This is a genomic window from Niabella sp. CPT15-335-S11 (assembly GCF_058792415.1).
Window position 1 is genome coordinate 1443399 of the sequence record NZ_JBYTEI010000001.1, and the last position, 22409, is coordinate 1465807.

The window sequence follows — 22409 nt, forward strand, 5'->3', positions numbered from 1 at the left end:
CGATGACAAACAAGCGTAGAGACTTCCTTAAAAAGACCGGACTATTCGGAGCCTGGCTCACCAGTGCTCTAATGCCCGGTTCCAGGGCTTTCGCGGGATCAGTTGATGATTATTTTTCTGCAAAGAAAAATGCGGACCTGTCTGACCCCGGTAAACAGATATTTAATATGTGCGGATACAGGGCGCCGAAGATAAAGACTGTCAGAATAGGATTTGTAGGTTTGGGCAACAGGGGTGCCGCGGCGGTGCCGCGCATAAATTTTGTCGAAGGTATTTCGATTAATGCTCTTTGCGATATACGCCCCCAAAGGGTGCAGTTGGCGAAGGACAGCATCAAAAATTCTCCGTATAAACCCGCTTTGTATTCAGGTAAAGAAGATGCCTGGAAAGAGTTGTGCGAGCGGGATGATATTGATGTTGTTTACATTGCTACTCCCTGGAAACTGCATGTGCCCATCGCTACCTATGCAATGAAACATGGCAAACACGTAGCGCTGGAGGTTGGCATGGCAGAGTCGCTCGAAGAATGTTGGGAGCTGGTACATGCTTCAGAAACAAATAAGCGGCACTGTATCTTTCTTGAGAATTGTTGCTACGATTTTTTCGAATTGCTCACCTTCAATATGGCGCGGCAGGGCTATTTCGGCGATATTATTCATTGTGAAGGAGCCTATATGCACACCAATGTAGCCAGTCTCTTCGATAAAAAGGCCAGGTACGATCTGTGGAGGCTGAAGGAGAATATAAATCGTAACGGTAATCTGTATCCCACCCATGGAGTAGGGCCTATTGCTCAGGTATTGAATATAAACCGGGGGGACAAAATGGATTTCATGGTTTCGATGAGTAGCAATGATTTTACCATGAAAGAGTTAGAGAAACAATCCTCTGAAAAAGACCCGGATACCTTCAAACCGCTCCTCCACGCGAAGTTCAGAGGTAATATGAATACCTCGGTTATAAAAACCCGGCTTGGCCGAACCATTATGCTACAGCATGATATCAGCTCGCCCCGGGTATATTCCCGCATTCATTTGATCAGCGGAACAAAGGGCAGCGCTCTGAAATATCCGCTTCCGGGAAGGATTGCCAAAAGTCATGAAAGCTGGTTGTCGGACGACGAGATGAAAAAGGTGGAAGAATTATATACACTTCCAATTGTAAAAAGGTTGGGGGAGATGGCGAGGCAGATTGGCGGGCATGGCGGAATGGACTTTCTGATGGACTGGAGATGGATCGACAACCTGCACAATGGGCTGCCCATGGATTGTGACGTTTACGATGCGGCATTATGGACTTCTGTTTCGCCGTTAAGCGAATGGTCAGTTGCACACGGATCGGCTCCGGTGAAAGTTCCCGACTTTACCAGAGGCGCGTGGAAAACCAACAAACCAGTCGATTACTCTATTGATCATGGAAATCTGACTCCAGTAAAAAAATAGTTAATGTCAGGTAGTGCTCTTCAGGCAGCTGTCGGAATAAATATAAAAACAAGTGAATCTTTTTAAAAAATTGAATTTAAGACAAATGAAAATCAGTGTTCAGGAGGATCCCATTAAATTAGGGGAAGAAGCAGGTAAAAAGGCCGCGGAACTAATCCGCGCGGCAATCAGTGAAAATGGCTCCGCGGCAATAATTCTCGCTACCGGATCCAGTCAGTTCGAAACGATCGAGCAATTGATTAGAGAGGAAAATATAGATTGGGGGGCGGTTACGATGTTTCATCTTGATGAGTATATAGGGCTCCCCCTATCTCACAAAGCCAGTTTCAGAAGGTACCTGAAGGAGCGGTTTGTAGATAAGGTACCTGCGTTAAAGGCCGTACATTTCATCAATGGCGAAGCAGAGCCGGAAGGAGAGTGCAAACGTCTGGAATTGTTAATTCGGAAATCGCCTGTGGATGTTGCCTTGGTGGGAATAGGAGAGAACGGTCATCTTGCTTTCAACGATCCCCCCGCAGATTTTGATACAGAAAGGGCCTATCTCGTCGCAGACCTGGACACAGACTGCCGCCTTCAGCAGGTGCACGAGGGCTGGTTCTCCGAAGTGAACCAAGTACCCCCGCAAGCTATAAGTATGTCGGTTAGACAGATCATGCGGTCGAAACATATCATCTGTTCAGTACCCGATTCCAGAAAGGCCATGGCTGTCAAAAATACTATTGAGCAGAAGGTGAGTAATCTATACCCTGCGAGTATTCTGCAGGAACATCCGGATTGTTACCTGTATTTGGAGACAGCCTCGGCAAGTCTGTTAGCAAAGGGAATCTGAAAAAAGCCGAGCAAATGAAACAGTCGAAGAAAGCTGCGGCAGTAGATGCCGGTTCTCTGTCACGAAGGCAGATAATCCTTTCCCTTATCCTGATCGGGACACTCTTTTTTATTTTTGGATTCGTTTCCTGGGTAAATGCCATTTTGATTCCTTACTTTAAAATAGCCTGTGAGCTTACTCATTTCGAATCTTACCTCGTGGCATTTGCTTTTTATATTGCCTATCTGGTGATGTCAGTGCCTTCCTCTTACCTGTTAAAGAGAGTAGGATTTAAAAAAGGAATCATGTTGGGGTTTTGGGTAATGGCCATCGGCACCCTGCTCTTTATCCCGGCGGCATATTTACGTACCTACGGTATTTTTCTTGCGGGACTTTTTACTATCGGTATGGGGCTGGCTGTTTTGCAGACCGCTGCCAACCCGTATGTCACCATACTAGGGCCTATAGAAAGTGCTGCCCGCCGTATCAGTATTATGGGTGTGTTTAATAAGGGCGCCGGCATCATAGCCCCGTTGCTGCTGGCCGCGGTTATACTCAGACCAAACGACAGCGAAGTTTTTAAAACGCTGGAGCATATTTCTGTAGTGGAGAAAAATGTCATTTTAGACGAACTGATTCGCAGAGTAATTTTACCCTACGGCATATTAACCTGTATTCTGGTGGTCCTTGGGTTGATCGTCCACTTTTCCCCCTTACCTGAAATAGATACCGAGACGGAGACCGGGGAAGTATTGCAGGCAAATGCCGGTAAAAAGAGTATTTTCGATTTTCCCTATCTCATACTGGGTGCGCTGGCCATTTTTCTGCATGTGGGCACGCAGGTGATAGCAATTGATACGATCATCGGATATGCAGATTCCATGGGAATCGGTTTGGTCGACGCAAAGGTTTTTCCTTCTTTTACTTTGGCAGCTACTATATGTGGCTATTTGCTGGGTATTGTTATTATACCCAAATACGTGTCACAGCTAACAATGCTGAAAGTTTGTACGATACTGGGCCTGACCCTGTCATTACTGATTCTTTTCGTTGATGGCGAGGTGAGTTTGTTTGGTTTTCATACCCATATTTCCATTTGGTTCGTGGTGCTGCTCGGATTTGCCAATTCGCTGGTTTGGGCGGGCATCTGGCCGCTGGCGCTGAAGGGTCTCGGAAGATTTACTAAATTAGGCGCTTCAATTTTAATCATGGGATTATGCGGCAATGCTATATTACCGCTTATTTATGGTAAATTGGCGGACATTTATACCGTGCGGACTGCCTATATTGTGTTGGCGCCCTGTTATATATATTTAATTTTTTATGCTATGAAAGGACACAGGATTGTTCGCTGGTCCATACTAAATAAATCGTCATGAGCAGAAGAATAAAATTTGTGAATGGAAAGATCATTACAACCCACAGGATTATGCCGCGGGGAAGTCTGCTGGTTGAAGACGGCAGGATCACCGGGATCAGTGAGGGGACCCTTTCCGCTGCGGCAGATACCACCATTGATGTTGAAGGTAACTACATCTCACCCGGTTTTATTGATATCCATATTCATGGCGGTGGGGGAAGTGATTTCATGGACGGAACAACGGAAGACTTTTTAAAGATCGCCGAAACACATAGCCGGTTTGGAACCACTGCCATGGTGCCAACAACCCTTACTTCGGAAAAGGAAAATCTATTACATATTTTAAATACTTACAGGAAAGCGGTGCCGCTGAATCACAACGGAGCGCGCTTTTTAGGAATGCATATCGAAGGGCCTTATTTCGCGCTGAGCCAGAAGGGAGCACAGGACCCGCGTTATATTCGCAATCCTGACAGGGATGAATATTCGGAAATTGTTGAAAAAGCCGGCGATATCATTGCACGCTGGAGTGCAGCCCCTGAGTTGGAAGGTGCGCTGGAATTTGGCCGGTATCTGCGAAGTAAAAATATTCTTGCCGCCATCGCCCATACTGACGCCCTGTATGATGATGTGGTGAAAGCCTTTGAAAGCGGATATACCCTGGCTACCCATTTTTATTCGGCTATGTCAGGAGTCACCCGTCGCAATGCATTTCGTTATGCCGGTGTGGTTGAGAGCGTTTACCTGATGGATGAGATAAACGTGGAGATGATCGCGGATGGCGCTCATTTGCCGGTGCCGCTTTTACAGCTTATCCATAAAGTCAAAGGCCCCGGCAGGACGGCGCTGATAACCGACGCGATGCGTGCGGCTGGAACAAATGATACTGAAAGTATTCTGGGACCAAAAGACAATGGGCTTCCGGTGATTATAGAAGATGGTGTGGCTAAATTGCCCGACCGGGCTTCATTTGCCGGCAGCATAGCCACCACTGACCGACTGGTCCGGACGATGGTCGCAAAAGCAGGTATCTCTCTGGTGGAAGCAATACGCATGATCAGCTTAACGCCAGCAGGAATTATGGGAATGGCGGGTAGTACCGGCTCCCTCAGCCCAGGCAAGGACGCCGATGTCGTTATATTTGATAATGATATTCGTGTGCTTGCAACGATGGTGAAGGGAAACATAGTATTTAATAAAATGCAATAAGAATTTTTGCATTAAAGCATCATTTAAATATCAATAAACCAAAATGAATCAGAGCCCCATATCTGGCCGGTTACAATCCCTGGACGCCCTCCGCGGATTCGACATGCTTTGGATCATTTCGGGGGAAGGAATAGTGCATGGTGCAGCAGCAGCGACGGACTGGTCATTTATAGGATGGATGAGTGCGCAACTGCACCACACCGTCTGGAATGGCTTCACCTTTTACGATCTGATATTCCCCCTTTTTATTTTTATTGCTGGTGTGTCTATGCCATTTTCATTCGGAAAGAAACTTGCAGGTGGCGTTGAAGACAGAAAAAGGGAGAAAAAGAAGATATACAGATCTCTGATAAAGAGGACGGTGATACTCATCCTGCTAGGTATGGTGGTGAACAAGGCGCAGCGTTTTCTTGGGTACGATACCTTCCGCGTTGCCAGCGTGTTGGGAAGAATAGCGCTGTCCTGTTTCTTTGCCGCGGTCATTTTTCTGAATTGTTCTCTTCGGAAACAGATGATGTGGTTTGCCTTGTTATTGCTGGGTTACTGGGCTGCAATGACGCTGATTCCGGTGCCTGGTTTCGGAGCGGGAGTCCTTACTCCAGAGGGGAATCTCGCCGGTTACATCGATCGGAGATTTTTGCCAGGACAGGTGCTTAGGAAGGTCTATGACCCCGAAGGCATTTTGTCAACTGTACCCGCAATTGGGTCTGCCCTACTGGGGATTTTTGTAGGCCAGTTCCTGCGAAATTATTTTCAGGATATGAGCAGGCTACGCAAAGGCTTTGCCTTGCTGCTCGCAGGGGTCATCTTTATCGGCATCGGTCTGCTGTGGGACCTGGTTTTCCCAATAAATAAAAATATGTGGACCAGTTCCTTTGTGATGTTTACCGGGGGATTGAGTTGTCTGTTGCTGGGCGTTTTTTACCTGATAATAGATGTATGGAACTTCAGGACGTGGAGCCTGCCGTTGGTTTGGATTGGCACGAATTCGATTTTGATTTATATGCTTTCCCACGGAGTCATTGATTTTGCACATACCTCCAGCTTTTTGTTTGGGGGACTCATTCATTTTACACCAGAGCCCTGGCATAACTTCTGGTTATTTGCCGGAGTACTTTTAATACAATTAATTTTTTTGAAATTCCTGTACGTAAAGAAGTTATTTTGGAAGATTTAAACGGTACAGCAAGTTCACAGGAATAGTTGTTTCCCTTTATTTTTCGATCTTGAAATATGAGAGACGCCAGTGACATACATGGCCGGATAAAATACCCCTATAGCTCTCTTCCTAACGATTGACCGGCTCCCGCAACAAAAGCCACATTGCGTTTCAAAATAGGAGATGACTGGTAAGCGTAGAAATAGATGGACTAACTAACAATTGCCGGGATTTGTTTTGCCAGTTAAATTAATTTTCTATTTTCGATGCAGGAGGCGGATGAAGAGTCCGGCTATTCGGCGGGTTACTTAGCAAACGAATACTCAATCTATAAATATACAAAAAGTTTGTTGCATGCCAAAATTTGTTTTATCCCTGGATCAGGGTACCACCAGCTCCCGGGCGATTGTATTTGACAAGACAGGAAATATTGTCGCTGTTGCTCAAAAAGAATTTACCCAGATCTTTCCGCAGCCCGGATGGGTGGAGCATGATGCGAATGAGATCTGGTCTACTCAGTTGGGAGTGGCTGCAGAGGCGATCGCGAAAGCAGGATTAAACGCGGGCGATATCGCTTCCATCGGAATTACCAATCAACGGGAAACGACGGTCCTGTGGGATCGCAGTACAGGACAACCGGTGTACAATGCCATTGTATGGCAGGACCGTAGAACGGCCGGTTATTGCGACTGGCTAAAGCAGGAAGGTTATGCGGATCAGATACGCACTAAGACCGGTCTAATAGCTGATGCTTATTTTTCGGCTACGAAGATCCGGTGGATTTTGGAGAACATCGAAGGAGCCAGGAGCAAGGCAGAGAACGGGATGCTTTGTTTTGGTACCGTAGATTCCTGGCTGTTATGGAAGCTCACCAACGGACAAGTGCATGCCACAGACGTAAGCAACGCCTCACGTACGATGGCCTACAATATTCATAGTCTTCAATGGGATGAAGAATTACTCGCTTTGTATGAAATTCCTAAGATCATGATGCCGGAGGTTCGCTCCAGCAGCGAGGTATATGGACACACCACGATGCTGTTAAATGGGGCCACGATTCCCGTTAGCGGCATTGCTGGTGATCAGCAGTCAGCATTATTTGGCCAGATGTGCACGCAACCTGGTATGGTAAAAAACACTTACGGGACGGGTTGTTTTATGCTGATGAATACCGGAGCGCAACCGGTTCCTTCGCGAAACAACCTGCTTACTACCATTGCCTGGAAGATCAATAACGAAGTAAGTTATGCTCTGGAAGGGAGCGTTTTTATTGCGGGCGCAGTGGTTCAATGGCTGCGCGATGGGCTCAGGCTAATTCAGAAATCGGCCGATATCGAAACCTTAGTGGCGACGGAGCCAGATAACGGTGGTGTGTATATGGTGCCTGCGTTTACCGGTCTTGGTGCGCCGTACTGGAATCAACATGCCAGGGGAATGATTACTGGTCTTACACGAGGCAGTTCTGATGGACATGTCGCACGCGCTGCTGTGGAAAGTATCGCCTACCAAAGCATGGATGTTCTACAAGCCATGGAGGCGGATGCCGGCATCACGATCAAAGAAGTGCGGGTAGATGGCGGCGCTACAGTCAACGATTACCTCATGCAGTTCCAGGCTGGCCTGTTACAAACGGATGTAGTGAGACCACAGATCACCGAAACTACGGCACTAGGTGCAGCATATCTGAGTGGTCTGGCCGTTGGCTTCTGGAAAAATGTTGAAGAAGTGAGACAATATTGGCAGTCCAATAAGATATTTACCCCCGGTATGAGTGATGATAAGAGAACAGAACTTATCCGGGGCTGGAAGCGTGCGGTGAGAGCCGCTCAGGTCTGGGCGGAGGAGGCCTGATGGCACAGTTGCCGAGGCAAAAGTCATTCAGTCACCCGGGACATGATCACTTGCTTAGTCAAGGGAGCGATGCTCCGGGAATTCGTTAGCTCCTGGTCTCTATGCCAAGCAGAGAAGCAAGGATAATCGCGTAGGATAAATCTTCCCGCCAGCAATTTTTAAAAATTATTCCGGGTCAAAGTGCTGTTAAATTCCAGCGGGATATTAATTTTAGGGGCTAAAAAAACTACAGCAGTTTTTGAGGATAACAGAACTACTGGCTTACGTGTAAATTTTTCAAACAAAATTCTTATGAATATTTTTACGGGTGAACTCATTGGAACATTTCTATTGATCCTGTTAGGAAATGGCGTGGTAGCCAATGTTGTATTGAACAAAACAAAGGGTAATAACAGTGGCTGGATAGTGATCGTTCTAGGTTGGGCTATGGCTGTGTTTGTTGGCGTGTTTGCGGCCTCAAAGGCCAGTGGAGCCCATTTGAATCCCGCCGTGACCCTTGCGCTGGCTTATTTAGGGAAAATACCTGTTGCTGCAATACCAGACTACCTGGGCGGCCAGATTGTGGGTGCCGCATTAGGACAGGTGGTAGTATGGATGACGTACCGGCAGCATTACCTGAGTACGGACGATACTTCGTTAAAAAAAGCTACGTTTTGCACTGCCCCGGCCATCCGAAGTGGCATTCAGAATATGCTTTCAGAGGCTATTGGTACGTTTGTGCTGATCATTGGAGTTTTATTTATTATAGCGCCGGCAAACAGTTTGGGTGCGCTGGACGCGTTACCAGTCGCCTTTATCGTGCTGGCCATTGGTTTGAGTCTGGGTGGCCCAACCGGATATGCCATTAATCCCGTGCGGGATTTTGTTCCAAGGTTGTTATATGCGGTCCTCCCTACGGGCAAGAAAGAACCTGTCGACTGGGCCTATGCCTGGGTACCTGTTGTAGGTCCGCTGGCAGGCGCATTGTTGGCCGCCGTGGTGTTTCAGCAACTGAATTGATAAGGAGACGCTAGTTAATAGATATAGTTACTACCGCCCGAGCGTACAAATTTGGTACGGGCAGGGGAGGGGATATTAGATATATAATATTCAGTAGTCACGTTCTTTCAGTACCGATTTTCCTATAATGGTAGAATCCCGCCAGCACAAGAATACAGACGATTAGCATGCAGAGCTTCCGCCGGTAATGAGTCGTAAACGGGTCATACCTGTCGTGTCCCGTTGCTGTAAATTCTTGATTGCAATCCAACTATTTTCGCGATATTAGCAACCCCCTGGTTTTGGAGATCAGAAGAGAGCGTGGGAATAAACCGGCCACGGAAGGTTTACGGTTTTATGATCTGGTCAGTTGGAAAAAAAGTAAACTTCTGGAAAAATGTCGAAGATGAAGCAAATAATCACGTTGATTATGGCTCTGGTTTCTGTAGCCGCACTGGATGCACAGGAACTGAAAGTGGCAACTTTTAACTTGCGAATGGAGACACCCAGCGATTCGGGGAATTTGTGGAAGGACAGGGTGGCTCCGGTTTCGAACCTCATCAGGTATCACGATTTTGATGTATTCGGAACGCAGGAAGGTTTCAAAAACCAACTGGAAGATATTCGCAGAAATTTGCCCGGGTATGACTATTATGGAAAAGGGCGTGATGATGGCAAAGACAAGGGGGAGCATTCCGCAGTCTTTTTCAAAAAGGATAAGTATGCGCTTCTTCGATCCGGCGACTTCTGGCTTTCAGAAACTCCTGACAAACCAGGCAAGGGATGGGATGCCAAATGTTGTAACCGGATCTGTTCCTGGGTACAATTGGAGGACCGCGCCACAGGAAAACGATTTTATTTCTTTAACGTCCATTTTGATCATGAGGGAAAAATTGCCAGGGAGGAAAGCGCGAAGCTGATCATCCGTGAGATGCGGCGAATCGCGCAAGGGGGGAATGCGATCCTGACAGGAGATTTTAATGCAGATCGCAATTCGGTTCCCTATAAGATAATTTCAGGCAGTGGGTATTTAAGAGACAGCTACGGAGATGTTAAGTCTCCATACGAGAATAACGGATCTTTTAACGGTTTTGGAAAGGCGCTGAATAGCAACGGCGTGATTGATCATATATTCATTACCAAGAACGGCAAGGCAGGCAAATGGGCGATCCTGACAGATACGTATCGGGGGAAGTTTCCGTCGGATCATTTCCCGGTGGAAGCTACGGTTAGATTTTAATCGACAAATAAGCCGCGAATTGATATGTTAGCATATAGCGAATTCATAGAGCTCAGAGACAAGTTGGTGAATGGCGAAATTGGATTGGAAGTTGCCAAAGCACGATATTGGAAGAATTTTGAAGAAGGCATTTTTACTTTATTTAGACGACAATGTCAAATATCTTTCCTTTGAGGACACAATTACTGCCTATAAAAAATGTGCATCGTACTTGGATTTATACAATATGGAATTGTGCCCAAAATGTCAAGAATATTACAAAGGCATTCAATATCCCACTTGTATTCAATGTTTGCCCGAAGAGAAGCGAAAAACAGTATTAAAAAAATATTGAATTCGGGAAAGAGATGCGAACAATGCATAAGAAATATGGTATTGACTAGATAAAATTGAATTTTGGAGATTCAATAAAGGACCTATCCCAAAAATTGTATTGAAACATGGCAGGGCGACTAGTATATATTTTCAGCTTTTGAAACCTAATCGATTTCGGTCCTGGCACTGTGACGATGCGGATAATGGCAAACGCTATGACACACGAATATTCAAATATTGCAATATCGCTTTTGCAAGGGTGATTGCTTAAAGATTTAGCATTCTTTCGCTTGTTTTCTTATATTTGGCACTATCAGAATAATTAAACTGGTATCATTGAAAGTGGGGTTACAGCGATTGGGAAAGGCATACGACGAAGAGGGAGACAGAAACGATTTTGCGTCAATTCATACTCGTCCTGAATTTAGACGCGGCTAGGTTAAGGATTATGGAAAATGGCAAGGACGATTCTAAGCGGTTACAGGTCCTCCTCTTTATACAGTTGGTGCCGGCTGATGAGACTGAAATGCGGATTGTTTGGCTTTTCAAAAGGTTAATGACGTGCTTAAACGCGAAAAATTGGCTGATGACGTGATAAGCTTGGCGTTGAAAATTTAAAACAGATATGCGTTAATAATCTTCGAAAAAAGTGGGGAAAGTCACACAAGGACAGATTATGTATACAGCATAAACTTTACAGAATCAATGAGGTATATAAATATCGGAAGAATTAACGCATATTATTTGGAAACAATATCCCAAAATCCGTATTTTGCAAACAATAATACCTGCCACGCCTCTTCACAATGCGCAACCGGGCAGGTTTTCGCTTTTTTGGGGTTATCCGCTCACTTTAGATTCCAAGAGAGATGAACTACAGTAAACCCCCGATTTCGATTGCCGACCAAATTAATAAGTTGAAGGGAAGAGGTATGGTGATAGACGATGTTTCAAGTGCAACTTCATATTTATCCAATATCAGTTATTACCGTCTTCGCGCATATACATTTCCGTTCCAAGACAATGACGATCCTGCACACCCTTTTATTTTCCCAGTAAGTTTTGAGCAAATTATCAGCCTCTATGTTTTTGACAGAAAATTAAGGTTGCTGTTATTTGATGCTATTGAAAAAATTGAAATTTCAATGCGAACCGAAATTATCTATCAATGGGCGCTAAACAATGGCAGTCATTGGCATTTGGATGAATCACTTTGTAGAGATGCTGTAGGATACCTAAAGAACAAAACGAGGCTGAGCCAGGAAATTAGTAGAAGCGAGGAAACATTTATTAAACATTACACGACAAAATATACAAATCCTACAGACCCGCCGAGTTGGATGAGTTTGGAAGTGACGAGTTTTGGATTGCTTTCCCTCATTTTTATGAACCTAAGAAAGGGTCCTGAGAAAAAGGCCGTAACAAAGTACTACGGCTTGAAGGATGTGCGTATTTTGGAAAGTTGGATGCATTCGCTAAGCAACATCAGGAATGTATGTGCCCACCACAGCCGCTTATGGAACAGAAGATTCACGGCGCATATTAAACTGCCAGCTCAAACAGAGTTTACATTCATTAATAATAAAAAAATTTTGCCTTATAAGATCTATGCCGCCATTTGCTGCATACAATACCTGCTGAACATCATCAGCCCTGGCTGCGGTTTCAAGGATCGTTTGCAGTCGCTAATGAAAAGTTGCCCTCTGGCGCAAGAAAAGGAGATGGGCTTCCCAACTGATTGGCAAAACGAATCCTTATGGCAAAATCAAACGACACGAACCCAGACAAAAAAAGTAGCTAAAAAATAATTAAGGATATTATCAATTAGAACAACACCGTTCAGTGCAGATAAATCATCTCTATGATCGAAAACAGAAAAGGTAGCAATTTAGCTACCTTTTCTACTATCTTTTCTTATAACCGATTGATTATCAGCTACAATTGCGGAGACTAAGGGATTCGAACCCTTGATACCCTTTAGAGGTATACACACTTTCCAGGCGTGCCTCTTCAACCGCTCGAGCAAGTCTCCCGAAATCGGGCTGCAAAGGTAGGGCTTCACACCCTATAACCCGAATAATTTTTTGGCGTTCCGACTGGTAATTTCAGCAATTTCCGCTTCGGTTAATTGCTTGATCTCCGCCAGTTTCCCGGCCACCTTCGGAAGATAAGAAGGCTCGTTTCTTTTACCGCGATATGGAACCGGCGCCAAATACGGAGCATCAGTCTCCAGTACGACCTGATCCAGCGGAAGATCCCTCATCACTTCATCTAACCCCGATTTTTTGAACGTCAGCACTCCGCCGATTCCCAGATAAAACCCCAGATTCAGGATCTTCAATGCCTGCTCCCTGCTCCCGCCAAAACAATGGAAAACCCCGGTAAGTCCGCGCTGTACCTTTTTTTCAACCATCTGAATACAATCATCCGTCGATTCCCTGCTGTGGATCACCACCGGGACAGCATAGCGAATCGCTAACTCCATCTGGTATTCAAAGGCCTCCACCTGTTCCTCCTTGTAACTCAGATCCCAATAGTAGTCAAGCCCCGTCTCACCCACCGCAACAAATTTTCGTTCCTCAAAATACCTGTCCAGCACCGCCAGCTCCTTCCTGAACGCTGCTTTCACCGACGTGGGATGCAGCCCCATCATACTTAATACCCTATCGGGATACTTCGTTTCCACATCAATCATGTCGCCATGCGTTGCTGAATCTATCGCCGGCATCAGAATTTTATCCAGGTTCTGCTGCCAGGCCCTGTCCAGTACCGCAGGCAGGTCATGGGCGAACTCATTCAAATAAATATGCGCATGCGTGTCGATATACATCCCAATCGGTTTAAAAAGGTTTATATTGAATTAACTATTTTTTGTGATTCCCTGTAAAATAATTTAACTTCATCTCCAAGTTTTCATAGGGTACGGATTAAAAATCGGGCTTGAGTCTACACTCAGGCCCTCCTTAATTAATTCATCAACATGCCCGGCGCATATCATTCACCCCCGCCGGAATTAACTCAGGACCTCCTTGCTTCAAGATCTGCAACGCAGATCGGCTCAAACCGGAATCCAGCACGGCTAAAATGCTCCAACACCCCTGGTAAAGCTACCCGCAGGTTTGGAAACGATTTAATACTATCGTGAAACACAATGATTGAGCCCGGCACGGCGTGACGGATAACAAGATCCCTGCATTCAGACGGAGCTCTCTCTGCATCAAAATCACCGCTAAGCACATCCCACATGACTATATGAAAAGGTGAGACCTCCGCAACCCGATTTCTGAGTGACGCAGCCTGCCGACTGGTGATCCTGCCGTATGGCGGCCTGAACAACCGGGATGGAATATAACCCCCGGCCTGAAAAACGTTGTTAATATAAGCTTCCTTGTCCGTCTTCCAGCCGTTCAGGTGGTTGTGAGTATGATTGCCTAACGTGTGCCCCCGCTCAACCAGACTGCTCAGGATCCCGGGCTCCCGCATCGCATTCTCGCCTACACAGAAAAATGTGGCTCTGGCATCGTATTGCCTCAACAACTCCATGACGAAAGGTGTAATTTCCGGATGCGGGCCATCGTCAAACGTCAAATAAAGCACTTTTTCCCCGGTACCCAGGTCCCAGGTATAGTTACGATACAATTTTTTTAGCCAAAATGGCGTTTTAGTAAAATACATCAGGAGTAAATGAGATTGGCTAAATTAATGGTATTTGAAGATTTGACTATCACAAATAAACCGAATTATACGGAGAATGTCATGTATTAACTTGATCCTGTTTGTATTACATAAATACGTCCAGCAAAATTTTGGAAAATAGTGACGCAAAATTTAAGAAATAAATTTGTGGAATTTCAATAAATTGTCATCTAATTAAAAAAATTATCTAATTTTCGGGCCCAATCGTAGGAAATGCCTTTAAAATCTACAGAGGATTATGAGAGGAAACGCAACAGGCAGGTTGCGGGAATGAAGTCCATGCTGGACTATGTGATGGGATTGATCATTCTCCTGATTGGCTTGTTTTTGTTTTTTCGAAATATGGCTGAACTACCTTTGAATAAGCGATTTCCACCCGATTACCTGGATAAGGTATTTGGAACAGTTTGCGTTGTGTACGGTGGATGGCGAATTTATAGAGGGTATAAGAAAAATTATTTTAAATAAATATGTTTAGGGAGAGATTGACGGCGGGATTGGTATTCCTGCTCGTGTTTGTTTTTTCCTGTAAATCAACTAAGGAAAAAGATGCAGAGCGACCGGATACCCCCGTGAGGGGAACTATAACCGTCAGCGCGGATGAATCTTTCAAACCTATCGTAGATGCTCTGGTACAGGTATATGAGTCAAATGAGCCCGGAACCAAGATCAACGTGCAGTACAAACCCGAGGCAGACTGCGTCCGGGATCTGTGGAATGACAGCATCAGGATGGTGATTTCCACCATTCAGTTGACTGAACCTGAAAAAAGGGGACTGGCAGATTCGCTCAAAGTAGTGGTCACCCAGTTGCCCGTGGCCCGCGATGCCATTGCGGTCATCGTAAATCCCGCTTCAGCAGATTCGGTTTTTACCATGAACGAAATCAGGAATATCCTGACGGGAAACCATTCCGGAAGGAAATATCCGGTATTTGACGGTGTAAAAGCCACCAGTACGGTACGGTATATCGTCGATTCTGTATTGCATGGTGCGCCACTCTCCAGAGAAGCCTACGCTGCCAGGACCAGCGATTCGGTAATTCACTGGGTCGCCGGCCATCCGGATGCCGTGGGATTCATCGGAGTGAGCTGGGTAGGTAATCAGGACGATCGTGAACAATTAAGTTTTTTAAAAAAAGTTAAAATTGCTCACCTTGAAAGCAACGCCTCACCTGGAAAATATATCTTACCTGTGCAGGCGAATATTTATACAAAAGAATACCCTATGACCAGAGATCTGGGCTATATATTGAAAGAAGGATACCGGGGATTAGGAACCGGTTTTGCCGATTTTATGAGCGGTGAAATCGGACAACTGATCTTCAAACGCGCTTACCTCATGCCGGGCAGAAGGAGCTTCAAAATAAGACCCATAAGTTTGAACGAAGAATAAATGTTAAATATTAACCTTTTAACTAATTTTACTTTCACAAAAACTATAAACTGAAAAAAATGATCAAAAAAACAATCCAATTAATGGCGGCTGGGTTATTGTTGGGGGTGGGTGTGTACGCGCAATCCATCCAGGAAGGGATCAGGGCGCTTAATTCGGATCGGCTCACCGACGCTACCGCAATTTTGCAAAAGTTAGGAGATAATCCCGAAGCTCAATACTGGATGGTCAGGGTGCTGTTACAGGAAAAGAAAGTATCCGACGCCCGTAATTTACTGCAAAAAAGTTCTGCAGCTCACCCCGATGACGCAATGCTGATCGCCCAAAAAGGTGAAATGGCACTGATGGATAATAAAGTAAATGAAGCAAAACAGTTTTTCGAACAAGCCGTCACAGCCAGCAAAGCAAAAAAAGCAGATGAAGCATCTATCTTAAATGCAGTCGGCAGGGCTATCGTTGCAACATATCCCGTTTATAAAAACGGAGATCTGAATTATGCCATTCAACAACTGGAATCTGCTGCTTCTATCATAAAAGCACAGAAGGAAAAGAATCGTGATACCTGGAAACTTTCAGACATTTATACGAATCTGGGAGATGCTTACCGGATGGCTAAACCCGGGGAAGGAAGCCTGGCATTTGCACAATACCAGAATGCAGTAGCCGCCAACCCCAGTTGCGCAAAGGCAAACTTCAGGATGTCGCAAATATTCAAATCACAACGTAACTACGACCTGCAGCAGGAATACCTGAATAAGGCGATCACCGCGAATCCCACATACCTGCCGGCTTATTATTCACTCTACGAATACAAACTGGGCACACACGATTATGAAGCAGCCCAGCAAATCGCCACGAAAATTGTGCAAAACTCACCCGGAGATCCGAACAATGAGTATTTTTCTGCACAGACTTATTTCGTGAATAAACAATATGACCAGGCAATTGCTTCTGCAAAGAAAGTGATCGCAACCGCGAAAGACCATGCAACTCCCCTGGCTTACAAAGTAATTGCCTATAGCCTGCTGGAAAAGAAAGACACCGCAGCGGCAATTCCCTATGTAGATGACTACTTCAAGAAACAAGACAGGGAAAGCTTATCCCCGAAAGACTATACGCTGAAGGCCATGGCCTATTCTACGACCCCGGGGAAAGAATCTGTCGTGTTCCAGACCTACTTGGACGGACTTAAAGCGGACACTGTTCTGGCAAACAAAATTGAATTACTGGAAGAAGGAGGAAAGTATTTTGGTTCTAAAGGACAATATAATCTGCAGGGTGATCTGCTGAGTAAGCTCCTGGAGATCAAACCGGCTGATAAGATTACTATTAATGACTTCTTTAACGCCGGATATTTCGGATATTATCGCGCGGGTAGTTATGAAAAAGCCTGGAAAGTATTCGATGCCATGCGGAACAAATACCCCGCTCAGAATTATGGCTACCTTTGGGCATTTAACAGCAGCAAGATCTTTGATTCAACGAACGCGAAGGGCGTCTTGCTGAACGATGGCGAAAAGCTGATCGTTTTCTCTCAGACAGACACGGCAAAAGACGCAAAGGCTAATTTGTACAATGCGGCCTATACGCTGGCTATGTATTACGCCAATACAAAAAAAGACTACCCCAGCAGCGTTAAATATTTTCAATCGGCGTATAACGCTTCTGACAACGCTGATGTAAAACGTCAGTTGGGAGATATTATCAAACAACTCGGAGGCACTGTTCCTGGCAGCGGGACCTCAGGCCCAACTTCCAGCGTTTCCAGAGAAGCTACAAAACCGAAAGGAGGTAAATAACCCCTTCTGAAAAAATAATACCCTTAGAAAACTGTCCGTAATTTTTTGCGGGCAGTTTTTTTATGACTAAATCCCGATTATTTATTGGGAGTACCTTATTTTTGCCTATCTCCTGAAAAATGATTACCTTATTAACAACCAACCCGAATGATGCCGCCAGTTTCATACCTGTCGGACTGCAAATCTTGTTCGCCGTAGGATTGATTATTCTATTGGTGGTAGTTTCACATTTGTTGGGACCCAGACGGGCGACCGAAGAAAAGCTGGAAAATTTTGCCAGCGGAATTGCCTCGCATGGTGACGCCCGGCAACCCGTGGCGGTGAAATATTTTCTGACGGCTATTCTGTTTGTGCTTTTTGATGTGGAAGTCATTTTTTTCTACCCCTATGCAGTGAATTTCAGAGAATTGGGCTGGGGAGGCTTTCTGGCTGTGTTAATGTTCGTCGGCTTTTTCGTGTGCGGGTTTATCTATATCATTGGCAAGGGAGCATTAAAATGGGAGGATTAGAACATTTGTTGTTTACAGATTGTTTACTAGTTGGCCCTCGTGGACTCGAACGAAAGTAAACTGTAAATAACCACAAATTATGCAATTATGCGTCCTGTATCATACAATATAAAAGTAAAAAAGCTCGAAAATGATATCAGCATAGTTGATATGCCGGATGGATATCAGGGACAGGGCTTTTTTGCAACCAGTATGGATGCTGTGATTGGGTTGGCCCGGAAGAACTCCCTCTGGCCGCTACCATTTGCAACCTCCTGCTGTGGCATCGAATATATGGCTACCATGGCTGCTCATTATGACATTGGGCGATTTGGCAGCGAGCGTGTAGGTTTTTCACCCCGCCAGTGTGATCTGCTCATGGTCATCGGAACCATTGCGAAAAAAATGGGACCTGTCGTGAAGCAGGTCTATCTGCAAATGGCTGAACCCAGGTGGGTGATGGCAGTCGGCGCCTGCGCCAGCACGGGAGGTATTTTTGATACCTACAGCGTGTTGCAGGGGATAGACCAGGTTGTGCCTGTAGACGTTTATGTTCCGGGATGCCCGCCCCGGCCGGAAGGAATTCTGGACGGTCTGATGCGTATTCAGGATCTGGTGGGCAGGGAAAGTCTGAGGCGGCGTAACAGTCCGCATTATAAAGCCCTGCTGGAAAGCTATGGTATCCAGTAGCCGTTAAACATTGGATACCGGAACATGGCAGTATCCGGCAACATAGGACCATGGGTTGGGATCAATTAAATTCGTTTTAAGTTATGGGTTTGACCAACGAAATCATCATACAAAAACTGGCTGATAAATTTGGCGACCAGGTTTCGGGTTTTGAAGAAACCTATGGTATGCTGGCCTTTACCGCGCCCAAAGAGCTGAATCTGAAGGTACTGAACTTCCTTATCGACGATGAGGAACTGGGATTCACCTTTCTAACCGATCTGTGCGGCGCACATTTCCCGGATCGCAAAGGTGCCGAACTGGAAGTGGTGTACCACCTGCACAACCTTAAAGAAAATCGGAGACTTCGTTTTAAGATTGAAATGAATATCGCCCAGCCGGAAGTGTACACGGCTACGGGGCTGTTTTCTGCAGCCAACTGGATGGAAAGGGAAACCTACGATTTTTTTGGGATCCGGTTTGTTGGGCATCCCAACCTCAAAAGAATTTTGAATGTGGAGGAAATGGACTATTTTCCCATGCGAAAAGAGTATCCGCTGGAAGACCAGAGCCGTGCAGATATAGATGATGAAATGTTTGGACGAGAGACCGTTGAAGCACTCAGGCTGAAAGAGAATACCTGAGCCGGGTCTGGTCCGGACCTGAAAAAGTTCAGGTTTACATAAAAAGAAACAGCCTGTTCAGGGCAAAGCATTTTGTCAAAACCGGCTGAGCAGTTATAGAGAATCGGCTAGATGATTTTCAGCGGGTTATTGTATTACCAGATAATATAAACAGCACAAAACAACGTGTCAGATATACATCAAAATATTAATTTACCGGTAGGTTCTATTGAAAAGCAAACAACAACATTGAACCTCGGGCCTACACACCCGGCAACCCACGGTGTTTTTCAGAATATTCTAGAACTTGACGGTGAGAAAATTGTGAGTGCCGAATCAACAGTAGGCTATATACACCGCGCCTTTGAGAAGATCGCCGAACGCAGACCGCTCTATCAGATTACGCCGCTTACTGACAGGCTCAATTACTGCTCAGCACCCATAAATAATTTGGGATGGCACCTGACCTGCGAGAAACTGCTGGGTATTAAAACACCAAAGCGCGTGGATTACCTCCGCGTCATTATTATGGAACTGGCAAGGATCGCTGATCACCTGATTTGCAGTTCCATCATGGGCGTTGACGCCGGAGCATACACCGGCTTCCTCTATGTTATGGAGTACAGAGAACTGATCTATGAAATTTGGGAAGAGGTTTGCGGATCCAGACTGACCACCAATATCGGTAGGATTGGTGGATTTGAGCGCGATTTCAACGACATTGCATTTCAGAAACTTGATAGATTTTTAAAAGAATATCCTGCTGTCCTGGAAGAGTTTGAGAACCTGTTTACCAGGAACCGCATTTTTATGGACCGTACCATGGGCATAGGTGCTATTTCTGCCGAGAGAGCATTGAACTACGGATTTACAGGACCCAACCTGCGGGCAGCCGGCGTGGATTATGATGTGCGCGTAGCTACGCCGTACAGCCGGTATGATGAGTTTGATTTTGAAATTCCTGTTGGCTCCACAGGCGATGCTTACGACCGGTACCAGGTCCGCAATGCCGAGATGTGGCAAAGCCTGAAGATCATTGAACAGGCTCTGCGGAAAGTGAATGACCTCAAAGGAGAAGAGGCTACAAAATATCATGCCGATGCGCCTGAATATTATTTGCCTGAGAAGCAAGCTGTTTACACGAAAATGGAAGAACTGATCTGGCATTTCAAGATCATCATGGGTGAGATCAATATGCCGAAAGGTGAAGTGTACAATTCCGTTGAAGGCGCAAACGGGGAACTGGGGTTCTATTTTATCAGCGATGGGGGACGTACACCCTACAGGTTGCATTTCAGAAGACCCTGCTTTATTTATTATCAGGCGTATGAAGAACTGATAAAGGGGTCAATGCTGAGCGATGCCATTATCGCTATGTCATCGTTGAACCTGATAGCGGGCGAGATGGACGCGTAATTGTAAAAAATAAATCAGTATTAGCATATTTAACAGATAAATGACACAATTTTCACAGCAGAAACTAGAAGAAGTAAAGAAGATAGTCGGGCGTTATCCTCAGGGTAAACAAAAAAGCGCTCTTCTTGGCGTATTGCATATGGCTCAGGATGAATTTGGCTGGTTGAGCACAGAAACGATGGATTACGTGGCTTCGCTTCTGGACCTGGAACCGATTGAAGTGTATGAAGTTGCCACATTTTACAACATGTACCACCTGAAGCCTGTGGGGCAATATGTGTTTGAAGTATGCCATACCGGCCCCTGCATGCTGAAAGGAAGTGATGAAATTATCAATTATATAAAAGAAAAATTAAATATAAATCCCGGAGAGACAACGGCTGATGGTAAGTTTACCCTTAAAACGGTGGAATGCCTGGGCGCCTGCGGGTATGCACCAATGATGCAACTTGGAAAGACTTACAAGGAGCATCTGACAAAAGAAAAAATTGATCAGATCATCACCGCGTGCCGGGTTAATGACATCTGACGGGTGACAAAGAATTGATGAGCAAAAAAAATCAACTCCCCTGAAGGGGATCGGAAAATATGGGCAGAAAATTATTATTGGAAAAAATTCACGTGGAGGGAATCCGGTACTTCGACACCTACCGAAGAGAAGGCGGTTACCGGAGCGTTGAAAAAGCGCTGAAGACCATGTCGCCCGATGACGTGACCGAGGAAGTGAAGAAAAGTGGATTAAGGGGCCGGGGTGGCGCCGGATTTCCGACTGGAATGAAATGGAGTTTCCTGGCAAAACCGGAAGGAGTGCCGCGTTACCTAGTTGCGAACGCAGATGAAAGCGAACCTGGTACTTTCAAAGACAGGTACCTGATGGAATTTATTCCCCATAGCCTTATTGAGGGGATGATTGTTGCATCTTACGCCCTGGGCAGTAATGTCTCCTACATCTATATTCGAGGGGAGTACGCATGGATCGTGGATATCCTGGAACAGGCTATTGAAGAGGCCCGCCAGAACGGTTTCCTGGGTAAAAATATACTGGGTAGCGGGTTTGATTGTGAAATATATGTCCATCGCGGTGCCGGCGCTTATATCTGTGGTGAGGAGACCGCCTTACTCGAATCCCTGGAGGGGAAACGCGGTAACCCCAGGATCAAACCGCCCTTTCCCGCGCTGAAAGGTGTCTGGGATTGTCCCACTGTGGTCAACAATGTGGAGACCATCGCTTCCGTAGTTCCTATTATCAATGAAGGAGCCGACGAATACATGAAGATCGGCGTGGGCAGATCGGTTGGAACCAAACTGATTTCCGCTTGCGGGAATATCAACAAGCCCGGAGTTTACGAGATTGATATGACCATCTCGGTGGAAGAATTTATTTATAGCGAAGAATGGTGTGGTGGTATAGCAAACGGTAAAAGGCTAAAGGCCTGCATCCCGGGTGGTGCATCCGTCCCGATACTGCCCGCAAACCTCCTGCTGAAAACCGCCAAGGGCGACCAGCGTTTCATGAACTATGAAAGCCTGGCAGACGGCGGCTTCCAAACCGGAACGATGATGGGAAGCGGCGGATTTATCGTTTTAGACGAAGATCAGTGCGTGGTAAAACATACCTATACGATATCGAGGTTTTTCCGCCACGAAAGTTGCGGTCAATGCTCTCCCTGCCGGGAAGGTACAGGCTGGCTTGAAAAATTAATTCTACGAATCGAAAAGGGACAAGGGAAGCTGAGTGATATAGATTTACTGTGGGATATCCAGGACAATATAGAAGGAAACACGATCTGCCCGCTTGGTGATGCAGCCGCCTGGCCGGTTGCCGCAGCCATCCGGCATTTCAGAGATGAGTTTGAATGGCATATTACTCACCCGGAAGAAGCACAGATCAGAAATTTTGGGTTGGCTCATTATGCTGAACCCTGGAAAATGGCGGAAGCGGCGGCGGTATAAGGACCCGGG

At 45.7% G+C, this 22409-nt stretch carries 20 protein-coding genes and 1 tRNA gene; 18 read left to right on the top strand and 3 right to left on the bottom strand.

The genetic code is table 11. The features are described 5' to 3' along the window. Window positions 1-2 precede the first annotated feature (2 nt). The 9 genes from AC3WS5_RS05770 to AC3WS5_RS05810 all read left to right on the top strand — a co-directional run bounded on the left by AC3WS5_RS05770 (window position 3) and on the right by AC3WS5_RS05810 (window position 12170). The gene (locus tag AC3WS5_RS05770) at window positions 3-1442 is read left to right on the top strand and encodes a Gfo/Idh/MocA family protein (RefSeq protein WP_492466304.1); all 1440 of its coding nucleotides are present in this window, start codon (window positions 3-5) and stop codon (window positions 1440-1442) included. 85 nt (window positions 1443-1527) lie between these two features. Next, window positions 1528-2271 carry a glucosamine-6-phosphate deaminase gene (locus AC3WS5_RS05775; protein ID WP_492466305.1) on the top strand — a complete coding sequence of 248 codons (744 nt, stop codon included), beginning with the start codon at window positions 1528-1530 and terminating at the stop codon, window positions 2269-2271. 14 nt (window positions 2272-2285) lie between these two features. Then, a complete protein-coding gene (locus tag AC3WS5_RS05780) occupies window positions 2286-3629 on the top strand; it encodes a sugar MFS transporter (RefSeq protein WP_492466306.1) in 1344 nt (447 codons plus the stop codon). After that, a complete protein-coding gene (gene nagA, locus AC3WS5_RS05785; protein ID WP_492466307.1) occupies window positions 3626-4819 on the top strand; it encodes an N-acetylglucosamine-6-phosphate deacetylase in 1194 nt (397 codons plus the stop codon). The genes AC3WS5_RS05780 and nagA overlap by 4 nt, the downstream gene beginning before the upstream one ends. A gap of 43 nt (window positions 4820-4862) precedes the next feature. After that, window positions 4863-5996: an acyltransferase family protein gene (locus AC3WS5_RS05790; protein WP_492466308.1), complete on the top strand. Its 1134-nt coding sequence runs from the start codon at window positions 4863-4865 to the stop codon at window positions 5994-5996. Window positions 5997-6332: 336 nt separating this feature from the next. Then, window positions 6333-7829 carry a glycerol kinase GlpK gene (gene glpK, locus AC3WS5_RS05795; RefSeq protein WP_492466309.1) on the top strand — a complete coding sequence of 499 codons (1497 nt, stop codon included), beginning with the start codon at window positions 6333-6335 and terminating at the stop codon, window positions 7827-7829. Between the two features lie 291 nt (window positions 7830-8120). Next, window positions 8121-8828, top strand: a complete 708-nt coding sequence (locus AC3WS5_RS05800; protein ID WP_492466310.1) for an MIP/aquaporin family protein — start codon at window positions 8121-8123, stop codon at window positions 8826-8828. A gap of 385 nt (window positions 8829-9213) precedes the next feature. Further along, window positions 9214-10047: an endonuclease/exonuclease/phosphatase family protein gene (locus tag AC3WS5_RS05805; protein ID WP_492466311.1), complete on the top strand. Its 834-nt coding sequence runs from the start codon at window positions 9214-9216 to the stop codon at window positions 10045-10047. A gap of 1184 nt (window positions 10048-11231) precedes the next feature. Beyond that, window positions 11232-12170, top strand: coding sequence for an Abi family protein (locus AC3WS5_RS05810; protein WP_492466312.1), 939 nt, complete (start codon window positions 11232-11234; stop codon window positions 12168-12170). A 136-nt stretch (window positions 12171-12306) separates the two neighbouring features. Here AC3WS5_RS05810 and AC3WS5_RS05815 read toward each other — a convergent pair. The 3 genes from AC3WS5_RS05815 to AC3WS5_RS05825 all read right to left on the bottom strand — a co-directional run bounded on the left by AC3WS5_RS05815 (window position 12307) and on the right by AC3WS5_RS05825 (window position 14037). Then, window positions 12307-12394, bottom strand: a tRNA-Ser gene (locus AC3WS5_RS05815). A gap of 33 nt (window positions 12395-12427) precedes the next feature. Further along, complete coding sequence (locus tag AC3WS5_RS05820) at window positions 12428-13192, bottom strand: TatD family hydrolase (RefSeq protein ID WP_492466313.1); 765 nt, start codon at window positions 13190-13192, stop codon at window positions 12428-12430. A gap of 188 nt (window positions 13193-13380) precedes the next feature. After that, window positions 13381-14037, bottom strand: a complete 657-nt coding sequence (locus AC3WS5_RS05825; RefSeq protein ID WP_492466314.1) for a polysaccharide deacetylase family protein — start codon at window positions 14035-14037, stop codon at window positions 13381-13383. A 234-nt stretch (window positions 14038-14271) separates the two neighbouring features. Between AC3WS5_RS05825 and AC3WS5_RS05830 the strand changes: the two genes are divergently transcribed. The 9 genes from AC3WS5_RS05830 to nuoF all read left to right on the top strand — a co-directional run bounded on the left by AC3WS5_RS05830 (window position 14272) and on the right by nuoF (window position 22400). Then, the gene (locus AC3WS5_RS05830; protein ID WP_492466315.1) at window positions 14272-14526 is read left to right on the top strand and encodes a hypothetical protein; all 255 of its coding nucleotides are present in this window, start codon (window positions 14272-14274) and stop codon (window positions 14524-14526) included. Between the two features lie 2 nt (window positions 14527-14528). Beyond that, complete coding sequence (locus AC3WS5_RS05835) at window positions 14529-15452, top strand: PstS family phosphate ABC transporter substrate-binding protein (RefSeq protein ID WP_492466316.1); 924 nt, start codon at window positions 14529-14531, stop codon at window positions 15450-15452. Window positions 15453-15511: 59 nt separating this feature from the next. Then, entirely contained in the window at window positions 15512-17251 is a 1740-nt protein-coding gene (locus AC3WS5_RS05840; protein ID WP_492466317.1) for a tetratricopeptide repeat protein, read from the top strand. 119 nt (window positions 17252-17370) lie between these two features. Then, on the top strand, window positions 17371-17760 hold the full coding sequence (locus tag AC3WS5_RS05845; protein ID WP_492466318.1) for an NADH-quinone oxidoreductase subunit A: 390 nt from the start codon (window positions 17371-17373) through the stop codon (window positions 17758-17760). Between the two features lie 87 nt (window positions 17761-17847). Continuing rightward, on the top strand, window positions 17848-18429 hold the full coding sequence (locus tag AC3WS5_RS05850) for an NADH-quinone oxidoreductase subunit B (RefSeq protein ID WP_492466319.1): 582 nt from the start codon (window positions 17848-17850) through the stop codon (window positions 18427-18429). A gap of 83 nt (window positions 18430-18512) precedes the next feature. Next, entirely contained in the window at window positions 18513-19052 is a 540-nt protein-coding gene (locus AC3WS5_RS05855) for an NADH-quinone oxidoreductase subunit C (RefSeq protein ID WP_492466320.1), read from the top strand. A gap of 165 nt (window positions 19053-19217) precedes the next feature. Further along, complete coding sequence (locus AC3WS5_RS05860; protein WP_492466321.1) at window positions 19218-20447, top strand: NADH-quinone oxidoreductase subunit D; 1230 nt, start codon at window positions 19218-19220, stop codon at window positions 20445-20447. 40 nt (window positions 20448-20487) lie between these two features. Then, complete coding sequence (gene nuoE / locus AC3WS5_RS05865) at window positions 20488-20976, top strand: NADH-quinone oxidoreductase subunit NuoE (RefSeq protein WP_492466322.1); 489 nt, start codon at window positions 20488-20490, stop codon at window positions 20974-20976. Window positions 20977-21035: 59 nt separating this feature from the next. Beyond that, complete coding sequence (nuoF, locus tag AC3WS5_RS05870; protein ID WP_492466323.1) at window positions 21036-22400, top strand: NADH-quinone oxidoreductase subunit NuoF; 1365 nt, start codon at window positions 21036-21038, stop codon at window positions 22398-22400. Window positions 22401-22409 lie beyond the last annotated feature (9 nt).